This window comes from Acidovorax sp. SUPP3334, assembly GCF_030159055.1.
Classification (GTDB): domain Bacteria; phylum Pseudomonadota; class Gammaproteobacteria; order Burkholderiales; family Burkholderiaceae_C; genus Paracidovorax.
This window is the reverse complement of the sequence record NZ_BQXQ01000007.1, coordinates 102,828-120,519: the sequence shown is the minus strand read 5'-3', so window position 1 is coordinate 120,519 and position 17,692 is coordinate 102,828. Positions and strand designations below refer to the sequence as shown.

Here is a 17,692-nt window from a genome sequence, read left to right as displayed (position 1 = left end):
AAGCATAGGGCAAAAAACAACCAGGTGCACACATGGCGAATGAGCTGATTGTTGGCGTCAAGATCGGCGCGGCGCTGGCCGGGTCGTTCCAGGCCGCGTTCGCCACCGCCAAGGGGACGCTGGGCCAGCTCGGACAGGCGGCGGACTTGCTCAAGACCCGCCATGACCGCATGGGCAATGCCATGGCGCTGGCACTGGCCCACCCCATGCGCAACGTGGGAGCGCTGCGCACCCAATACGAGCGCCTGGGTGCCACCATCGAGCGTGTGACGGCCAGGCATGCCGCTCTGGCCGCCAGCTTGGCGCGCGGCGAAGCGCTCAGGCAGCAGCGGGCCGATCTGCGTGGCTCCGTCATGGAGACGGCGGGCACCGCTGTTGCGATGGGTGCGCCTGTGGTGCAGTCCATGCGGCTGGCAATCGGCCACGAGGATCGCATGCGCGACATCGCGATCACCGGGGATTTCAGCGCCAAGGAAGAGGCCCAGGTCGGCGCCGCCGTGCGCGAATCGGCCTTGAAGTGGAACCAGACCCAGGCCGAGGTGGCTCAGGGCGTGAGCGTGCTGGTGGCGGGGGGCATCCAGTCGGCCAAGGAACTCGCCAACTATGCGCCGCTGATGGCGAAGATGGCCACGGCCACGCGCTCTAGCATGGACAACCTGGGCAGCGTGGCCATCGCGCTCAAAGACAACCTGGGCATCACGGCTGCGGGGTTCGATGGCGCGATGAACATGCTGGCCTATGCGGGCAAGCGCGGGCAGTTCGAGATTCGCGACATGGCGAAATGGGTGCCCTCGATCGCGCCCGCGTTTCAGGCGCTTGGCGTGACGGGCAAGGAGGCAGTGGCCGAGATCGGCGCGGCCCTGCAGATCGCTCGCAAGGGCGCGGGCTCCAACGACGAGGCGGCCAACAACTTCCGCAACTTCCTGCAGAAGATCACAGCACCCGACACCATCAAGGATTTCGCCAAGGCCGGAATCGACTTGAAGGCGTCGATGATGAACCTGCGCGCGCAGGGCCTCACGCCTGTGCAGGCCATGCTGGGCACCATCACGGCCTACATGCAGGCCAAGGGGCCGGCAGCGGCTGGCGAGCTGCAAAAGGCCCTGGCCCTGAAAGACGACAAGGAGCGCGAGGCCGCGCTGCAGCGCCTGGCCGAAGCCTACAAGCTGGGCGACCTGTTCCAGGACATGCAGGCGATGGCCTTCATCCGCCCCGCGCTGGCGAACATGGACGAGATGCGCTCCATCAAGCAGGGCGCCGTGGGCGCGGCCGACAAAGGCGTCATTGACGACGATTTCAAGAAACGCATGGATACCGCCAGTGCGCAGCTCGACAAATTCAAGATCGGCATGATGGACCTGGGGATGACCATCGGCGATGCATTGCTGCCGCCATTGGTGGAGGTGCTACAGGCGACCAAGCCGGTCATCAGCGCTTTCGCGGACTGGGCCAAGGCCCATCCTGGCCTGGTCAAGGGCTTGATCGGCCTGACGGGCGGGCTGCTGGTCGGCAAGATGGCCCTGCTGGGGCTTGCCTACGGTTTCAACCTGCTGCTCTCGCCGTTCGCCTGGATACGCAGCGGAATGCTGGCCATCGGGGCGCGCTGGACCATGCTGCAGGCGCTGTGGCAGGCCGGGCGCTTCGCCCCTGTCGTTGCCGGCCTGAAGGCCGTGGGTGGCGGCATTGCCACTGTGGCGCGCTTTGCGGCCATGTTTGGCAGAGGCCTGGTCATGACGTTCATCGGGCCGCTCAAGCTCGCTGGGCAAGCCTTGCTTTGGCTGGGCCGCGCCATGCTGATGAACCCCATCGGCCTGGCGATCACGGCGGTGGGCGTGGCGGCCTACTTGGTGTGGAAGCATTGGGACACCATCAAGGGGGCATTCATCGCCGCCTGGGGGTGGTTGCGGGGCGTGAAGGACCAGTTCTTTGCTGCTGGGGGCGAATTGATCAATGGGCTGGTCGCGGGCGTCGGCTCCAAACTCAGTGCCGCGCGGGAAACCATCGTGGCGCTGGGCGGCGATATCAAGGGCTGGTTCAAGTCGGCTCTCGGCATCAATTCGCCCAGCCGCGTGTTCATGGACTATGGCGACAACATCGTGCAGGGCGCCGCCATCGGCATCCAGCGCACTTCGCCCATGGCGGCCAAGGCGGTGACCGGCATGGCCATGGCCGCCGTGGCGGCGGGGGCGCATGCAGAGCCAGTGGCGTTGCCCTGGCCTAACACTTCGGGAATCGCCCAGCCATCGCCCGCCTTCGGGGCCGTGCAGGCTGCGGCAAGGCCCTTGGCGCAACCTTTCGCAGGGCGTGAGCCGGCAGATGACCCATTGCGGGCGCAGCCAGCAGGTCCTGCCCAAGCGATGGCGCAGCAGGTGCTGGCTGCACGGTCAGCGGCGGCAGGCGGCAGCCAGCCAACGACCGGCCGCGCCAACGCACCCGGCAGCGGCGTGGTGATTCACTTCAGCCCGACCATCCAGGTGCCAGGTGGGCCGGGGGCAAAGGCTGCGGTGACCGAGGCACTGCAGCTTTCGCTGCCCGAGTTGGAACGGCTCATCGCGCGCGTTCAGGCGCAGCAACAACGCAGGAGCAATTGATGTTCGCCGTATTGGGAGAGGTGCAGTTTGAGCTGATCACTTACGTGGAGGGCATGGAGCTTCAGGCAGCGGCCGACTACGCGGAGCATCCGCTGATCGGCCGAAAGCCTCGGCTGCAATGGACGGGCGACCGGCTCGACGAGTACCGGCTGCAGATGTACTTCCACGCCGCCTACTGCAACCCCGAGGCCGAGCTGCAGAAGCTGCTGGGCCTGGTGCGCTCGCGCGAAGCCCGGCAGTTCGTTCTCGGCAACGGTGCCAACAAGGGCTGGTTCGTAGCCGTCGAGGCCCAGGCCATGAGCCGCCAGACCGATGGACTGGGAAACCTGCTGACGCTGGAAGCCTCGCTGTGGCTGCGCGAGTACGTGGAGCCGGTAACACAGGAGACGCGCCGTGCGCGGACCAAGGGCGCAGCCAGAGCCCGGCGCGCGGCAGCGCCGAAGCGGTCGGCGAACAACACTCCGCCCAAGCCTGCCGGTGCGGGGCGAGGCTGGGTGAATGACGACGGTACGCGCAAACCAGGCTGAGCATGGAATACATCGAACACATCACGCGCGAGGGCGACCGCTGGGACAACATCGCGCACCTCTACTACGGTGACGCCGCCATGATCAGCCCGCTGGCCGAAGCCAACGAGCACCTGCAGTTGCTGCCGGTGCTGCCCGCGGGGTTGCCAGTGCGCGTTCCCCTGATCGAAGACCCCGAAGCCATCGACGCGCAGGACTTGCCCCCATGGATGCGCTAACCGTCCCCGAGCCGCTGTTCACCGTGGCCTACAACCACCAGGACATCACGGCCGACCTCACCCCGTTCCTGCTGTCGTTGACCTGGACGGCCGACCTCGATGGGGACGAAGCCGACAGCATGGAGCTGGCCTTGGAAGACAGCGATGGGCGTTGGCTCAATGGCTGGTACCCCGCCAAGGGGGATGAGCTGACGCTGCAGTTGGGCTATCGCGGCGCGCTAGTGCCCTGCGGTGCCTTCGAGATCGACGAGATCGAACTCAATGGCCCCCCTTCGCAGGTGCAGATCAAGGCGTTGGCCGCTGGGGTGACGAAGACACTGCGCACCCACAAGGGCCATGCCTACGAAGACACCACCTTGTCGGGGGTGGTGCATGCGGTGGCCATGCGCCACCAGTTGAGGGTGGTGGGCGAGATCGAGGAAATCCCGGTGCGCCGAATCACGCAGGCGCATGAGCAGGATCTGAAGTTCCTCAAGCGCCTCGCGCAGGAATACGGCTATGCCTTCAATGTGCGCGGCAGTGTGCTGACATTCGTTCCGCTGGAGGGGCTGCGCAGTGGTGGCGCGGTGGTGGTGTTGCGGCCGGGCGATATCGGCCGCTACAGCTTCCGCGACAAGATCAAGGACGTGCCGGCCAGCGCCTCCGTGAAGCACCACGACTCCAAGACAAAGGCGCTGGTCTCCTACGAACTGGATGCGGAAGGCGCTGTGGTGCCGCGCGCGTCGGCCGACTCGCTGAAGATCACGTCGCGTTCGGAGTCCAATGCCCAGGCCAAGGCCAAGTCACGCGCCGCCTTGAAGCATGCGCAGGATCAGGCCACGGTGTGCAATTGCACGATGTGGGGATCGCCTCGCCTGGTGGCCGGGGTGAATGCGGATCTGGAGGACTTCGGGCAGCTCTCGGGGCGCTACCAGGTCGCCCGATCCACCCACCGCATCGAGCGCCAGGGCGGCTACACCACCGAGCTGGAGATGCGGCGTGTGAAGGCCGGCGCCGCAGCCGCCAACAGCGGCAAGGGCAAGAAGCTGAAAACGGCCACGATCAAGGATGGGAAGGTGGTGCTGCAATGAACGAACGGCAGGAACAGCAGGCCACCTACAAGACCGGCGTCGTCTCGGCCATCGACCCCAAGACGGCCAGGGTGCGCGTGCGCTTCGACGACCTGGACGGCCTGGAGACGGCCATGATCCCGGTGGGCCAGCGCAAGACCCGCGAGGACAAGGACTACTGGATGCCCGACCTGGGCGAACATGTGGCTTGCCTCATGGATGCGAATCTGGAAGATGGCGTGGTGGTGTGCGCCATCTACTCCGACCAGGACACCCCGCCCACCACCGACCCGAATGTACGCATGGTGCGCTTCAAGGACGGAGCAGAGGTGGCCTACGACCGCGCTGCGCACACGCTCACGGTGCGGGGCGTCGCGCGTGTGGTGGTGGAGGCGTCCGATGAAATCGTGTTGCGCGCGCCGCGCCTGCAGATCGATGCGCAGGCGGTGCAATTCACGGGCGACGTGCATGTGGCGGGCCAGTTGATGGATGACGGCGGCAACTCGAACCACCACACCCATTAGGGGCCGCTGACCCCGCAGCGGCGGGGCAGTTTTTGCCCTCGTTCAATATACGCGGCGGCCGTCCACGGGAACCATCGGGGTTCCCATGGACGCCATCGACACCATCACCGCCAGCGACTGGCAACTTGCCATCGGCCTGCCAGGCAAGGCCGTCACCGGCCTGGCCGACATTGCCCAGTGCATCCGCGTCATCCTGACCACCCCCAAGGGCAGCGATCCGCTGCGGCCTGAATTCGGCTCGGACATTGCCCAGTACGTGGACTGGCCCAGGGATCAGGCACTGCCGCACCTGGTGCGTGCGTGCTGGGAGGCGATCACACTCTGGGAGCCCCGCGTAGAGTTGGATGCCGTGAAGCCGAGAATGGGCGATGCGCCGCATCAGGTGGTCGTCGCCATCGTGTGGCGGCTTGCGGGCGCGGCCGACTTGCAAAGCACCGAGGTGGCGCTGTGACCGCCCCCAGCTTCATCGAGCGCGACCCGCAACAGGTCGTGCAGGACCTGGTCGCCCAGTACGAGGCCATGACGGGGCGCACGCTGTATCCCGCGCAGATCGAGCGCCTCATCATCGACTTGGTGGCATACCGGGAGAGCCTCACGCGCGAGCTGATCCAGGACACGGCGGCACAGAACCTCGTCGCCTTCGCACGGGCGCCGTTCCTGGATCACCTCGGCGCGCTGCTGGGCGTTACTCGCCTCCCAGCGTCCAGTGCCTATGTCACGGTCCGTTTGGAGTTTCAGGCGGCACTGACCCAGGCCGCCACACTGCCCGCGGGCTGGCGCGTCGAACTGCCCTCGGGACAGGTGTTCGTGACGGACGTGAGCGGCGATATTGCTCAAGGCACCACCGTGTACGAGTTCGTGGCACGCGCCCAGGAGGCTGGCGCAGACACCAATGGCTGGCCTCCGTCGATACTGCGCGCGCTGGACGAGCCGCCCGCGCCGTTGGAGTCGCTGCGCACGGTGTCGGTCACTCGGGGCGGCGTTGCAGCAGAGACGGATGAACGCTACCGTCTGCGCATCAAACTGGCGCCCGAGGCATTCAGCTACGGATCGGAAAACCGCTACCGCTTGACCGCCATGGCCGCGGCGCCTTCGCTGCTGGATGTGCGGGTGTGGAGCCCGCGGCCGGACGGCTCCGTCAGCGTGGTCCTACTGGGGGCGGACGGCGTGCCGGGCCCGGAAGTCGTCGCGCAGGTGCAGGTCGCACTCGACGACCCGAAGGCGCGCATGCTGGGCGACCGCATCACGGTCTATGCCGCCAGCCCGGTGGACTACGCCATTTCCGTGCGCCTTGACGTGGCACCCGGCTACGTCGCAGACCTGGTGCTGGCCACCGTCGAGCAGCGTCTGCGCACCTGGGCTGCGCAGCAGGCCAACCGCCTGGGCGGCGACCTGGTGCCCGCGCAGGTCATTGCAGCCGGTGCCGGCGTGGCTGGGGTGTACGACATGCAGGTGCTGGCACCCGCCCAACGGGTGCTGCAGGCCCACGAATGGCCGCGCCTCACCGCTTTGACCGTATCCCTTGGCCGGCAGTTGATCGATGGCTGACCTACTGATCCAGCCGTCGCTGGGCCAGGACGCCAACCTAGTCGCGCTGGCCCGTCTGCCCGAGCGCATCACCCATTTGGACATGCGGCCGCTGCTGGTCTATGACGTTGCCAACGTGGCTGCGTCCGCTCTGCCTTACCTCGCCGAACAGTTCAACATCGTCGGGCCGGTGTGGCAGTACCTGCAGGATGACGACGCTAGGCGTGCCGCCATCCTGGGCGCTATCGCTTGGCACAAGGCCAAGGGTACGCCGTGGTCAATCACTGAGGCGCTTCGCTGGATCGGCGTGCCTGCCGTGCCAGACGATCTGCGCAGCATGCCTTCGCAATGGGCCGCTTACGAGCTGGTGCTGCAACACCCGCCAGCGCCTGGCCAGGTGCCTGCCATCGTGGCCCTGGCGCAATTTGCCGCACCAGCTCGCGCCCACCTGGTGCGCGTGTACAACGCACTCAACGACGTGCGCCCCATCGTCCTGGATCGTGGGCCGGCGCTGGACGCCGGCATGCTCGATGGCTATTCGGGGGTGCCTGGGACGACAGGCGTCGTCGAGTCCTTCGGCATACGGCGCGGGGGCACGTTGCCAACGCTGTCGCCAGGATCGCCCGTGGGCATTGCCACCCACGTGCGCGTATCCGTCTCTCGCTACGACGACATGCCCGTGCTGGACGTGTGGCGCCTCGACTCCAAGGTGCTGTCCGGCCTGTCCGGCGGTTCCATGGAGCTGGTGGCCCACATCAGTACGGCCTTGCAGCCGGGTGGAGGCACGTTGCTTTCCTCCCGCATTCCGACGTCGGTGTCTGCTTGGACAGCACCTCCAGCCGTGGGCTGGCGAGTCGATACCGCGGCCAAGACAGCGCCCGTGCCCATTCACCCCGCACGCTACTGGAATGGCCCATGGGACGGCCCGTGGCGTGAGCACTTCCAACTGATTTCCTACGAGGAGCCTTGAGATGGCCGTTTTGCAAAACCGAGGGCGTGTTGCGATTGCGCGAGCCGTCGCCGCCATGCCGATTTATCTGGCCTGGGGACGCGGCCTGCCGCAATGGGACGCGCAGATCGAGCCCGAGCCCACCACGTCGCTGACCCTGGTTGACGAGATCGGGCGGCGGCTGGCGACATCGGTGCAGTTCGCGGAGCCGCACGCGGATGGCGAGATCGAACTGCCCGACGCAAGCCGCTATCGCGTCAGCGTCGCCGAGACCAAGTGGCTTTACGTCACGTGGGTTTTCAACTACGCGGATGCGGCGGGCGAGACGGTGCGCGAACTGGGGGTATTCCTGGGCGGCGAACTGGTCGCGGGCCTGCCTCCAGGGCAGCGGTACTTCACGGCCGCCCAGGTCGCCCAGCCAGGTGACCTGTACACGATGGAGCGGTTCGACAAGTTCACCCGCTCTGCCTCCACGCGCCAGGTGCAGGCGTTTGTGCTCCCGTTCTAAAGGTCGCCATGTCCACCACCATCCACAACCGTTTCGACCCCGCCAAGAACTTTGATGCCATCAAGTTCCGGCAGGACAAAGTGCTGCAGAGCGCCGAACTGAACGAGCTGCAGTCCATGGCCACCGCCCGCGTGCGTGGCATCGCCGATGCCTTGTTCCGCGACGGCGACGTGGTGCGCGATGCGCGCATCGTCATCAACTCCCTGACCGGCGCGGTGCAGGCCGAGGCGGGAGCGATCTACCTGCAGGGCGCTGTGCGCGGGGTTCCTACCGGCGAGTTTTCAGTGCCCGTGGCAGGGATCGTCAATGTTGGCATCTATCTCATAAAGGTCACGGTCACCGAGGTGGAAGACCCCTCCCTGCTGAACCCGGCTGGAGGCACGCCCGCGTACCAGGAGCCGGGGGCCTGGCGCGAGAAGGTGCAGCCGGTCTGGGGATTTGCTGGCGACGGCGGTGATGGCGAATTCTTCCCGGTTTGGGTGGTGGAGGATGGGTTCGTCCGCGCTAAGGAAGCGCCTCCGAACCTGGATGCTGTCACGCAGGCACTTGCGCGGTATGACCGTGACAGCGCAGGCGGGTCCTACATCGTCGACGGGCTGGAAGTGGTGATGGCGGCCGATCTGCCGTCCGGCGAGCAAGTGTTCACCGTGGCGGAAGGCCGCGCCCGGGTCGCAGGCTACCCCATCGAACTGCAAGCCGGGCGCCGCCTGGTGGCCGCCACCGCTGCCGAACTGCTGCTGATCGACAGCGAGCCGCACCAATCCACCACGGCCGGCGCGCAGCGCATCGACATCAGCCGTCCACCGTGCAAAGGCGTGCCGCAGGTTCGCATCACGTCCCGCAAGACCGTCAACATCGTGCACGGTGGCTTTGCCGGGGCGGCAGACCCCTTGCCCGACGCCACAGTCATCCAGATCGAAAAGGTCCAGCAGGGCGCCACGGTATACAAGACCGACGGCAGCGACTACAAGCTCACCGCCGCACAGGTGGACTGGAGCCCGGGCGGCGCGGAGGTGGCGCCTGGCAGCAACTACTCGGTGACCTATCTGTACGTGGCCACCATCGTGCCCACTGCAGTCGACAGCCGAGGCTGCACCGTGGAAGGCGCCGTGCCTGGCACGCTCATGCTGGTGACCTACCAGCAGCAGCTGCGCCGCATCGACCGGCTGTGCCTGACGCGGGACGGCGCCTTCGAATGGTTGCGCGGCATCTCCAGTCCGTGGAAGCCCACCGCGCCGGTGGTGCCCGATGACATGCTGGCCATCGCCAGCGTGTACCAAACCTGGGATGCCGAGCGGCGCGTCGTGAACGACGCCGTGAAGGTCGTGCCCATGGCACAACTGCTGGGCTACCGCGAACGGCTCGATAGCGTGATTCTCGACCTGGCTGAACTTCGCCTGGCCAGCAGCGCGCAAGGCTTGGATTCCGGCATCAAGAAAGGCATCTTTGCCGACCCTTTCCTCTCGGACGACCAACGCGACGCCGGCATCGCGCAAACAGCCGCAATCGTGCGCGGCTCGCTGCAGTTGCCGATCACGCCGACCGTTTTCGCCCTGGGTGCCAATCTGCCCGAACGCATGGCTCCAGCGCATGGCTACCGCGTGGTGCTGGCGCAGACCATGCGCACGGGTGCCATGCTGGTCAACCCATACCGCGCGTTCGAGCCGATACCCGCTGCCGTCACGCTGACGCCGAATGTGGATCGGTGGACCGATATCGTCACGCAGTGGGCTTCGCCAGTCACAGAGCGCCTCTATACGGGCTCCGGCACGCAGTCTTCCTTCGCGGGTTCGGGGGTGTCCTCCCGCGTGCTTTCCGAAAAGACGACCGACATCGAAACGCTGCGGCCCACCACGGTGCGCTTTGACCTGGCAGGTTGGGGACCCGGCGAAGCGCTGGGCGCGGTGACCTTCGATGGCCTGGCGGTCCAGGCGGCGGCACTCCCTGGCCGAACGCTGGTGGCGAGCGCCAATGGCGAACTGTCGGGCACGTTCGTCGTGCCGGCCAACGTGCCCGCGGGTGCGCGGGTGGTGCAGTTCTCCGGGCCGCTCGGCTCCAAGGGTTCTCAGACCTATATGGGCCAGGGCACCACGCTGCTGCGAACGCAGCAACAGGTGACCACGGAAACCTGGGCGCTCTCATACCCTGCGCCTGTGTCTACGGGCGGCGCGGTGTTCGGCCCCAGCGGCGCCGGCACGACGCCCACCCAGATCAACAGCAAGTGCAGCAGGTGGCTGTACGACGGCTATTTCGACCCTTTGGCGGAGACCTTCGTTCTGGACGAACTCACCCAGTGCGCGGGCATCGATCTGCCATTCACGGCCGTGGGTGGGCCGGTCGTGGTGCAGATTCGTGAAACGGCGAACGGCGTCCCCAGCCAAGCCGTCGTGGTGGAGGCACGGGTTGCCAAGGATGCCATCCAGTTGCAGGGATTCACACGCATCAGCTGGCCGCCTGTACTGCTGCAGGCGCGGCGCGAATACGCCATCGTGGTGCTTTGCGACGACGCCACCACCGCCGTGGCCATCGCCGAGCTGGGCAAGCAAGACCCCACCGCTGGGTATGTCACAAGCCAGCCGTACCAGGTCGGCGTGCTGCTCTCGTCCTCCAACGCATCGACGTGGACGGCGCACCACGACCGCGACCTGTGCTTCCGTTTGCTGGGAGCGCAGTACTCGGAGAACGAGCGCGTGATCGACCTCGGCACCGCCAACCTGGTCGCGGCCACGGATCTGATGGTCCTGGGCTTTGCAGAGCGGCCATCGGCCGCCGCCAACCTGTTTTTCGAGGTGCAGTTCCCGGCAGAGATGCAGAACGAAGTGGTGCGCCTGACCGATGGACAAGTTGTCTGGCTGGCGGCTCCCTTCACCGGCCAGGTGCATGTGCGGGCGCGGATCAGCGGAGACGCCACGCTGGCCGCCGTGCTGCAGGCCGGCATGCAAATGGTGGCCGGGCACATCGAGGCGACAGGCACCTACGTGTCCCGCACCGTTGCAGCCGATGCGAACAGCCGCGTGAAGGTGGTTTTCGAGGCCGACATTCCAGGCGGGTCTGCGGTGCAGGTGCATGTGCAGGGAAGCCAAGCCAACGCGCCCTGGGTACTGGTGCCTTATGTGACGGTCAGCACCACCACGGCTGGGGTGCGGGAAATCACGCACCAACTGGAGAACTTCAATGCCGGCGCGGGCGCTCGCGTGCGGCTCACCTTGACTGGGGGCACAACGGCCCGCCCACAAGTGCGCAACCTCCGTTGCGTCGTTCTGTGAAGGGAGGTCGTCCATGCCTGCATTGACCGATTACCGACAACCCGGAAACCCAGTGGACGAGCGCACCGCGGTGCTGCAATTGCCACTGCCGCACTGGCTCAACGATGGGCTCGACGATGTGATGCGCCTGCGTGCAGCGTTCGGTTTGATCGACACTGCGTACCGGCTGCTGGACATGGGCAAGGCCGACGCCGCCACCGTGGCGCAGGCCCTGGCAGGCAAGGTGGGCGCAGCCCAGCACGAAGCGCTGGCTGCGAGCGTAGGCACCAAGCTGGCTGCGGACTTCTCCGGGTTTTCGCTGCCCCAAGCGCTCGACGGGACCGAAGTTCTTGCTCTCAACAAGGCCGGCGCCACGGCGCGCTCCAGCCTGGCCGACCTGATGACGTGGTTGCGGACGAAATCTGGATCGTGGGCCGAGGCTCAGAAGTTCCTGGCCGGCTTACAAACTCCGGCGATCAATGGCGGGCAGCTCGCCGGCATGCGAAATCGCATCATCAACGGAAAGGCCGATCACGCGCAGCGCGGCACCAGTTCTGCGGGCGTCACGATTGCATCGGGTGTGTATCCGGTGGACCGATTCGTCTTTACGGGCTCTGCGACCCCAGCCATCGCCACGGTGGAGCAAGCCATCGATGGCCCCGCGGCAGAGCCCGGCTTGCGCCGCAGCGCGCGGGTGACCGTCACCACCGCGGACCCCGCGATGGGATCGGGCGAATCGGCGGGGCTGCAGCAGGTGATAGAGGGCTACAACATCGCCGACCTGTTCGGAGCCACCTTTGCGGTCTCTTTCTGGGTGCGTTCTGCACGGGTCGGCGTGCATTGCCTCGCACTGTTCAACGCGGCTTTCGACAAGTCCTACGTGGCGGAGTACACCGTCAACGCGGCCAATACCTGGGAGTACAAGGCGATCACGGTGACGGGAGGACTGCCGGCAGCGGGTGGTTGGAACCTTACCAATGGTGCCGGCCTTTACGTCCGGTGGTGCCTGGGCGTGGGTGCCGGGTATCAGACACAACCGGGCGCATGGCGTGATGCGCTCTTTCTCGGCAGCGCAAGCCAGGTGAACTGCCTGGACACCGCGGGCAACGTCTTCGCATTGACGGGCGCGCAGCTTGAACCAGGCCCGGTGGCCACGCGATTCGAGCACCGTCTGCATTCACAAGAGCTGGATCTCTGCCGCCGCTACTTCGAGCAGATGAACAATGCCAACGGCTACGCATATGCCACCGGGATGGTGCCCAACAGCACCCAGGTCTGGGCACCGCTGAACTATGCCGAAAAGCGCGCCTCGCCGACTATCACCTTCCCCGGAACGCTAGACAAATTTCAGTTCCAAATCGCGGGCGGGACCGCCTCATGCACGGACCGCCCCTTCGCCAGCACGGCCGGGGGGAAAGCCGCATTTTTGATTTTGCCCAGCACCAGCGCGGGCTTGGCATCCGACAGCAAAGCATGCCTGTGCCTGCTGTCAGGTGATGCGCGCATCAACATTTCCGCGGAGCTTTGACCATGGACGTGTACCAGCTCACAGCAACCACCGTGGTGATTCGCTTGACCGACGGCGCCAGCATTCCATCGGACCCGGACAACCGCGATTTCGCGGACTACCTCTCATGGCGTGCCGCAGGCAATGAACCTCTGCCTTACTTGCCACCGCCAGCGCCACCAGTGCGCGTTCCAGACGAAGTGAACATGGGCCAGGCCCGCTTGGCCTTGTTCGACCTCGGCAAGCTCGCCACGGTCGAGGCCGCGCTGAATGCGATGCCTGATCCAGGGCGGACCCGTGCGCGCATCGAGTGGGACTTCCGACCGACTGTGCGCCGCGACAGCCCCCTGGTCGCACAACTGGGCGGAGCGTTGGGCCTGGACGCCTCGGCACTGGACGAACTCTTCATCCACGCAGCCACCCTTTGATTCGAGCGCCCGCCTCAGCACTGCCATGCCCCCTTTATCCACTTACCTCAGTCAGCCCGTGTATCTGTTGCCGCTTCTCTTTACCGCGTTGCTTGGATTGCTGACTGGGTGCAGCGGCGGTGGTCCCGATGATCGCGCCCCAGAGTTGCTTACAGCCGAGATCTACGGGGACAGCATCGTCCGCAGCCCAGGAGGGGCGGATCGCGGTGCTGACCGGCATCGTCGGCCTGCCGGTATCCGAGGCGTTCCCCGCGCCCTGGGTGGCGCGCGGTGCCGAACTCAACGCCATCACGCGGGGTGGGGCGAGGCGTACGAAGGGCCGAAGGATGTGATCGACTCTGTGCATCGCACACAGGACGCCAGCGACCGGCTGGCCGCGCGCCTGGCGGCGGCAATGAGGAGGGCGATCCACTCATAAAAGACGGGCGACCCCTGCCGGTGCGGTAACACCGGCAAGAGCCCCAACCTGCAGATCAAGCCTGCAAGCCGACAAGGCCCGCCACCCGGCCGAGGTCGAAGTCCTGAACGACGTCAACGGCGACCTGGTCAACCTGTACCGGGTCGTCACCCACCACCTGGAGGAGTTCGTGCGCCAGTTCAAATGGGCGCTCACCAGTCGGCAGGTGTTCAAGTGGCTGCAGGAGACGCGGCCGGAAACCCTCACCGACGTCCAGCGCGCCGCCCGGTTCTTCTACCTGCAGCAGCAGAGTTTCGGTGGCAAGGTGGCTGGCCAGAGCTTTGGCACCGCGACCACCGCCCCGGCCATCAACCTGCTGCGTATCGAGGAAAACCTGTCGGCCGCCCATCTGCGCCTGGCTGGCGGCACCTACATCGAGCATCTGGACTGGGCGGCCTGCATCGACCGTTATGACCGGCCACACACCTTGTTCTATTTGGACCCGCCGTATTGGGAGACCGAGGGCTACGGCGTGCCGTTCCCCTGGGAACAGTACGCGGCCATGGCAACCAAGCTGCGCACACTCAAGGGCAAAGCGGTGGTCAGCATCAACGACCACCCAGCCATCCGGGAGTGTTTCGCCGAGTTCGACATGGAGGCGCTCAAACTGGACTACACAGTAGGGGGTGGAGCCAATCGAGTCGAGCGCGGCGAGCTGGTGATTTACAACTGGGATCGCAAAGCGGAGCCTGCGGGACTCTTCTGATGCAATTTGCTTTCACCCGGCGTAACGACAGGGCGGGACGTTTTTCGCAGATGAGAAAATCGAGTTTTCGCGCCGCGCTTCACAAGCAGCTTATTGCGCGGCCAAGGCAGGCATGGACCACTTCACCCGCTGCCTCGCGCTGGACGAGGCCGCCAAGCCCAACGGCGCCAAGGCCTGCTCGCTGGCGCCCGGCGTGATCGACACCGACATGCAGGCCCACCTGCGCGATGCGAACCCTGCCGACTTTCCCGACGTGCAGAACTTCGCCAACCTCAAATCGGGCGGAATGCTCACCTCGCCCACCGAGGCCGCCGCGCGCGTGCTGGCCTGGCTGGAGCGCGCCGACTTCGGCGAATCGCCGGTGGCGGATGTGCGCGACGCTTGAAGCTGTAGCATCGGCGAATCCGGATTGCTATTACTTCAATAGCACCATGCCGCCGTGAATCATGCGCTGGAGGCCTTTTTGGCCAACCATTGATGGCCTACCCCGGCCCGAATTTCCCCCTCGAAAAATGAAGACGAAACCAATGATCCGCCGCCTGCTTTCCTTCACCGCGCTGGCCCTGGCGCTGGGCGCCACCGCCCAGGCGCAAACGGCGGCGCCTGCCGCTGCCTACCCCACCAAACCCGTGCGCCTGATCGTGCCGTTCCCGCCCGGCGGCGGCACCGACATCCTTTCGCGCCTGGTCGCCACCAAGCTGACCGAGGTGACGAAGTGGACGGTGGTGCCCGACAACCGCGCGGGTGCCGGCGGCACCATCGGCATCACCGAAGCCGTGAAGGCGGCGCCCACGGGCTACGACCTGGTGATGGGCCAGAAAGACAACCTGGTCGTCGCGCCCTGGCTGTACAAGAACCTGCCTTGGGACCCCACGAAAGACCTGGTGGCCGTGGCCCACGTGGCCTATACGCCCGTGATCATCGCCACCGGCGCCAACTCCCGCTTCAAGACGCTGGCCGACGTGGTGGCCGCCGCCCGCGCCGAACCGGGCAAGATCACCTATGGCTCGCCCGGCAACGGCACCACCATCCACCTGGCCGGCGACCTGTTCGAGAAGGCCGCGGGCATCAAGCTGAGCCACATTCCGTACAAGGGCTCCAACCCGGCGCTGATGGATGCGCTGGCAGGCAACGTGGACCTGCTGGTCTCCTCCGTGCCGTCCGCCATGGGCCAGATCAAGTCGGGCAAGCTGCGCCCGCTGGCCGTCACCTCGGCCAAGCGCAGCACCTCGCTGCCGGACGTGCCCACCGTGGCCGAATCGGGCTACAAGGGTTTCGATGTGAGCTCGTGGTACGGCATCTTCGCGCCGGCAGGCACCCCTGCCAGCGTGGTGACCACGGTGAACGCCGAGGTCAACAAACTGCTGGCCTCGCCCGAGATGCAGGCGGCCATCCAGGCCCAGGGCGCCGAGGCCGAATCGCTGTCGGCGGCGCAGTTCTCGGCGCTGCTCAAGTCCGACTACGCGAAGTGGAAGGGCATCGTGGAAGCCTCGGGCGCCAAGATCGAATGACCGATCGGCCAGCCCCATGAAAAACGGCTCCCTCGGGAGCCGTTTTTTGCGGCGCGGCTTTCGAAAAGCCGCGCCGTGCGTCCGCAAGGCTCAGTCGCGCACGACCAGCACCGGCACGTGGACGACGCCCAGCACGCGCTGCGTCACGCTGCCCAGCACCAGCTTTTCGAGCCCGCGGCGGCCGTGCGAGCCCATCACGATCAGATCGGCCTGGGTGGTTTCGAGCGCGCGCAGGATGCCGTCGTGCACCGCATGGCCTTCGCCGATCACCGTGGTCACCTGCACGCCGGCTTGCTGCAGGGCGTTCTTGGCGCCTTCCAGGGCCTCGTTGGCTTCCTTGGTGGCGGCGCTCAGATACTGCGACTGGCCGTAGGCAAAGTCGGCGCCCACGCCCGTGAAAGGGTACGGGTCCACCACGTAGAGGGCCGTCACGGCCGAGCCGAACGCCTTGGCCAGACCCGCGGCCTTGGCCACGGCCGTCATCGAGGTCGGCGAGCCGTCCACGGGAAGCAGGATGTGCTTGAACATAGGAACTTCTCCTTTCGGTTGATGGATCAGGCAGGGCCTTTTGCGGGCAGCGGGCTTGGAGCCCGCCAGGCCGCCTTCAGGCCCGAGTGTCGCGGCGGCCGGCGTTCTGGCCGTTGATCCGCATCAAGTCATGCGGCATGGGCCGGTTTTTCGACCGCGTCCTGGAAGCCCCCGCGCCGGCAGGTCACGACCAGCGTGTCGCGGAACCCGCCGGGCGCCAGCGGCTGAATGGGCGTGGTCTCGTGGATCATGCGCGCATCGTCCAGCAGCATCAGCGACCACGGCTCGTTGAGCGTGAAGCGCTGGCCGCTGGGACCCGACGCTTCGAATATACGCGTCTCGCCGCCCTTCACGCCCTCGCGCCCCACCAGGAAAACCGCCACCAAATCCACGCCGTCGCGGTGCGCGCCCTCGGGCGTCGGACGGCCGATGCCGTCGGTGGTGTCGATGCGGAACTGGTGCGCCTCGATGAACCAGCGCTCGGGCTCGGTGGCCAGTGCCGCCTGCGACACCCGCGCCAGCGCCGCCAGCAATTGCAGCCACGCCGGGCGCACCACGGTGGTGTCCAGCATGGGTGCGAACCAGCGCTGCATGCCGCCGTGCAGCGCGTTGTACTCCACCGGCTGCCAGTGCGCGCGGTGCGGCACGGTCTGCACGCTGTCGCCGTCCGAGACGAAGCACGCGTGGCGCCGGCGCCGGTAGCGTCCGCCGTCCTTCAGGAATTCATCGGGCGGCAGGCCGCTCCAGTCGGCGTGCAGGGCCTGGAGATCGCCCAGCGGGCAACCGATCCATGCCGCGGTATCGGCAGGCCGCAGCACGGCATAACCGGCGCTGCGCAGATGGCTTGCCACTTGGTCCGGTGGCAAATACGGAGGGGGAAAGGTGATGTGCGCCATGGCGGCCAAGCTTAACCCGGCAGGGGCGTGGAACCTGGCCCCAAAGTTCCAGCCAACGGCAGGCGGCGGCACGGCCGTGCAGTAGCATCGCAGAGCCCCGCCACCCCCAGGAATTTCCATGTCCCATGAACGCCGCCACTACGTCCGCGTGGCCTTCGATGCGCCCGCGCTCTTGACCACCGGCCTCGGGACCTTCAGCGTCCAGGTGCTGGACCTGTCGCTGCAAGGCGCTCTGCTGCTCCTGGGCGACGAGGCGCCGGTGGCGGACCTTCCGCGCGGCGCGCCGTGCCAGCTGGTGCTGCCGCTGTCGGACGACAACGACCACATCGCCATGTCGGGCGACATCGTGCACATCGAAGGCCGGCAGGCGGGCCTGCAATGCCGCACGATGGATCTGGACAGCGTGACCCACCTGCGCCGCGTGATCGAGCTGCAACTGGGCGATCCCGCGCTGCTGGAGCGGGATCTGGCGGAACTCATCGCGTCGCACGCGGCGCATTGAAAGCCTGGCGGCGCCGGCG

General features: G+C 66.5%; 16 protein-coding genes and 2 pseudogenes. 16 read left to right on the top strand and 2 right to left on the bottom strand.

Annotated features, from left to right (window positions below; all coding sequences use genetic code 11):
• Positions 1 to 32: 32 nt before the first annotated feature.
• The 15 genes and pseudogenes from AVHM3334_RS05620 to AVHM3334_RS05550 all read left to right on the top strand — a co-directional run bounded on the left by AVHM3334_RS05620 (position 33) and on the right by AVHM3334_RS05550 (position 15,747).
• Positions 33 to 2,591 (top strand): phage tail tape measure protein, encoded by a 2,559-nt coding sequence (locus AVHM3334_RS05620; RefSeq protein WP_284410386.1) that lies wholly within the window; start codon positions 33 to 35, stop codon positions 2,589 to 2,591.
• Positions 2,591 to 3,118 (top strand): phage tail protein, encoded by a 528-nt coding sequence (locus AVHM3334_RS05615; RefSeq protein ID WP_284410385.1) that lies wholly within the window; start codon positions 2,591 to 2,593, stop codon positions 3,116 to 3,118. The genes AVHM3334_RS05620 and AVHM3334_RS05615 overlap by 1 nt, the downstream gene beginning before the upstream one ends.
• A 2-nt stretch (positions 3,119 to 3,120) precedes the next feature.
• Complete coding sequence (locus AVHM3334_RS05610) at positions 3,121 to 3,336, top strand: tail protein X (protein ID WP_284410383.1); 216 nt, start codon at positions 3,121 to 3,123, stop codon at positions 3,334 to 3,336.
• Positions 3,324 to 4,406, top strand: a complete 1,083-nt coding sequence (locus tag AVHM3334_RS05605) for a phage late control D family protein (RefSeq protein ID WP_284410381.1) — start codon at positions 3,324 to 3,326, stop codon at positions 4,404 to 4,406. Before AVHM3334_RS05610 ends, AVHM3334_RS05605 begins: the two co-directional genes overlap by 13 nt.
• Entirely contained in the window at positions 4,403 to 4,909 is a 507-nt protein-coding gene (locus AVHM3334_RS05600; protein ID WP_284410379.1) for a phage baseplate assembly protein V, read from the top strand. The genes AVHM3334_RS05605 and AVHM3334_RS05600 overlap by 4 nt, the downstream gene beginning before the upstream one ends.
• Before the next feature lie 85 nt (positions 4,910 to 4,994).
• Complete coding sequence (locus tag AVHM3334_RS05595; protein ID WP_284410377.1) at positions 4,995 to 5,360, top strand: GPW/gp25 family protein; 366 nt, start codon at positions 4,995 to 4,997, stop codon at positions 5,358 to 5,360.
• Positions 5,357 to 6,457, top strand: a complete 1,101-nt coding sequence (locus AVHM3334_RS05590; RefSeq protein WP_284410375.1) for a baseplate assembly protein — start codon at positions 5,357 to 5,359, stop codon at positions 6,455 to 6,457. The genes AVHM3334_RS05595 and AVHM3334_RS05590 overlap by 4 nt, the downstream gene beginning before the upstream one ends.
• A complete protein-coding gene (locus AVHM3334_RS05585; protein ID WP_284410346.1) occupies positions 6,450 to 7,406 on the top strand; it encodes a phage tail protein in 957 nt (318 codons plus the stop codon). The genes AVHM3334_RS05590 and AVHM3334_RS05585 overlap by 8 nt, the downstream gene beginning before the upstream one ends.
• Before the next feature lies 1 nt (position 7,407).
• Complete coding sequence (locus AVHM3334_RS05580) at positions 7,408 to 7,893, top strand: BW3TFN family phage tail fiber component (RefSeq protein ID WP_502869859.1); 486 nt, start codon at positions 7,408 to 7,410, stop codon at positions 7,891 to 7,893.
• A gap of 8 nt (positions 7,894 to 7,901) precedes the next feature.
• Positions 7,902 to 11,159 carry a DUF4815 domain-containing protein gene (locus tag AVHM3334_RS05575; RefSeq protein WP_284410342.1) on the top strand — a complete coding sequence of 1,086 codons (3,258 nt, stop codon included), beginning with the start codon at positions 7,902 to 7,904 and terminating at the stop codon, positions 11,157 to 11,159.
• 175 nt (positions 11,160 to 11,334) lie between these two features.
• Positions 11,335 to 12,666, top strand: a complete 1,332-nt coding sequence (locus AVHM3334_RS05570) for a hypothetical protein (RefSeq protein ID WP_284410340.1) — start codon at positions 11,335 to 11,337, stop codon at positions 12,664 to 12,666.
• A gap of 2 nt (positions 12,667 to 12,668) precedes the next feature.
• Complete coding sequence (locus tag AVHM3334_RS05565; RefSeq protein ID WP_284410339.1) at positions 12,669 to 13,073, top strand: hypothetical protein; 405 nt, start codon at positions 12,669 to 12,671, stop codon at positions 13,071 to 13,073.
• Between the two features lie 494 nt (positions 13,074 to 13,567).
• A pseudogene (locus tag AVHM3334_RS05560) lies at positions 13,568 to 14,236 on the top strand (DNA adenine methylase); the annotation flags it as partial.
• A 76-nt stretch (positions 14,237 to 14,312) separates the two neighbouring features.
• Positions 14,313 to 14,621: pseudogene (locus AVHM3334_RS05555) on the top strand (SDR family NAD(P)-dependent oxidoreductase); the annotation flags it as partial.
• Positions 14,622 to 14,763: 142 nt separating this feature from the next.
• Positions 14,764 to 15,747: a Bug family tripartite tricarboxylate transporter substrate binding protein gene (locus AVHM3334_RS05550; RefSeq protein ID WP_284410472.1), complete on the top strand. Its 984-nt coding sequence runs from the start codon at positions 14,764 to 14,766 to the stop codon at positions 15,745 to 15,747.
• 90 nt (positions 15,748 to 15,837) lie between these two features.
• Here the strand turns inward: AVHM3334_RS05550 and AVHM3334_RS05545 are convergent, their stop codons facing one another.
• Positions 15,838 to 16,275 (bottom strand): universal stress protein, encoded by a 438-nt coding sequence (locus AVHM3334_RS05545; protein ID WP_284410337.1) that lies wholly within the window; start codon positions 16,273 to 16,275, stop codon positions 15,838 to 15,840.
• 128 nt (positions 16,276 to 16,403) lie between these two features.
• Entirely contained in the window at positions 16,404 to 17,171 is a 768-nt protein-coding gene (locus AVHM3334_RS05540) for a 2OG-Fe dioxygenase family protein (RefSeq protein WP_284410335.1), read from the bottom strand.
• 118 nt (positions 17,172 to 17,289) lie between these two features.
• Between AVHM3334_RS05540 and AVHM3334_RS05535 the strand changes: the two genes are divergently transcribed.
• Complete coding sequence (locus AVHM3334_RS05535; RefSeq protein WP_284410333.1) at positions 17,290 to 17,673, top strand: PilZ domain-containing protein; 384 nt, start codon at positions 17,290 to 17,292, stop codon at positions 17,671 to 17,673.
• The last annotated feature ends 19 nt before the right edge of the window (positions 17,674 to 17,692 follow it).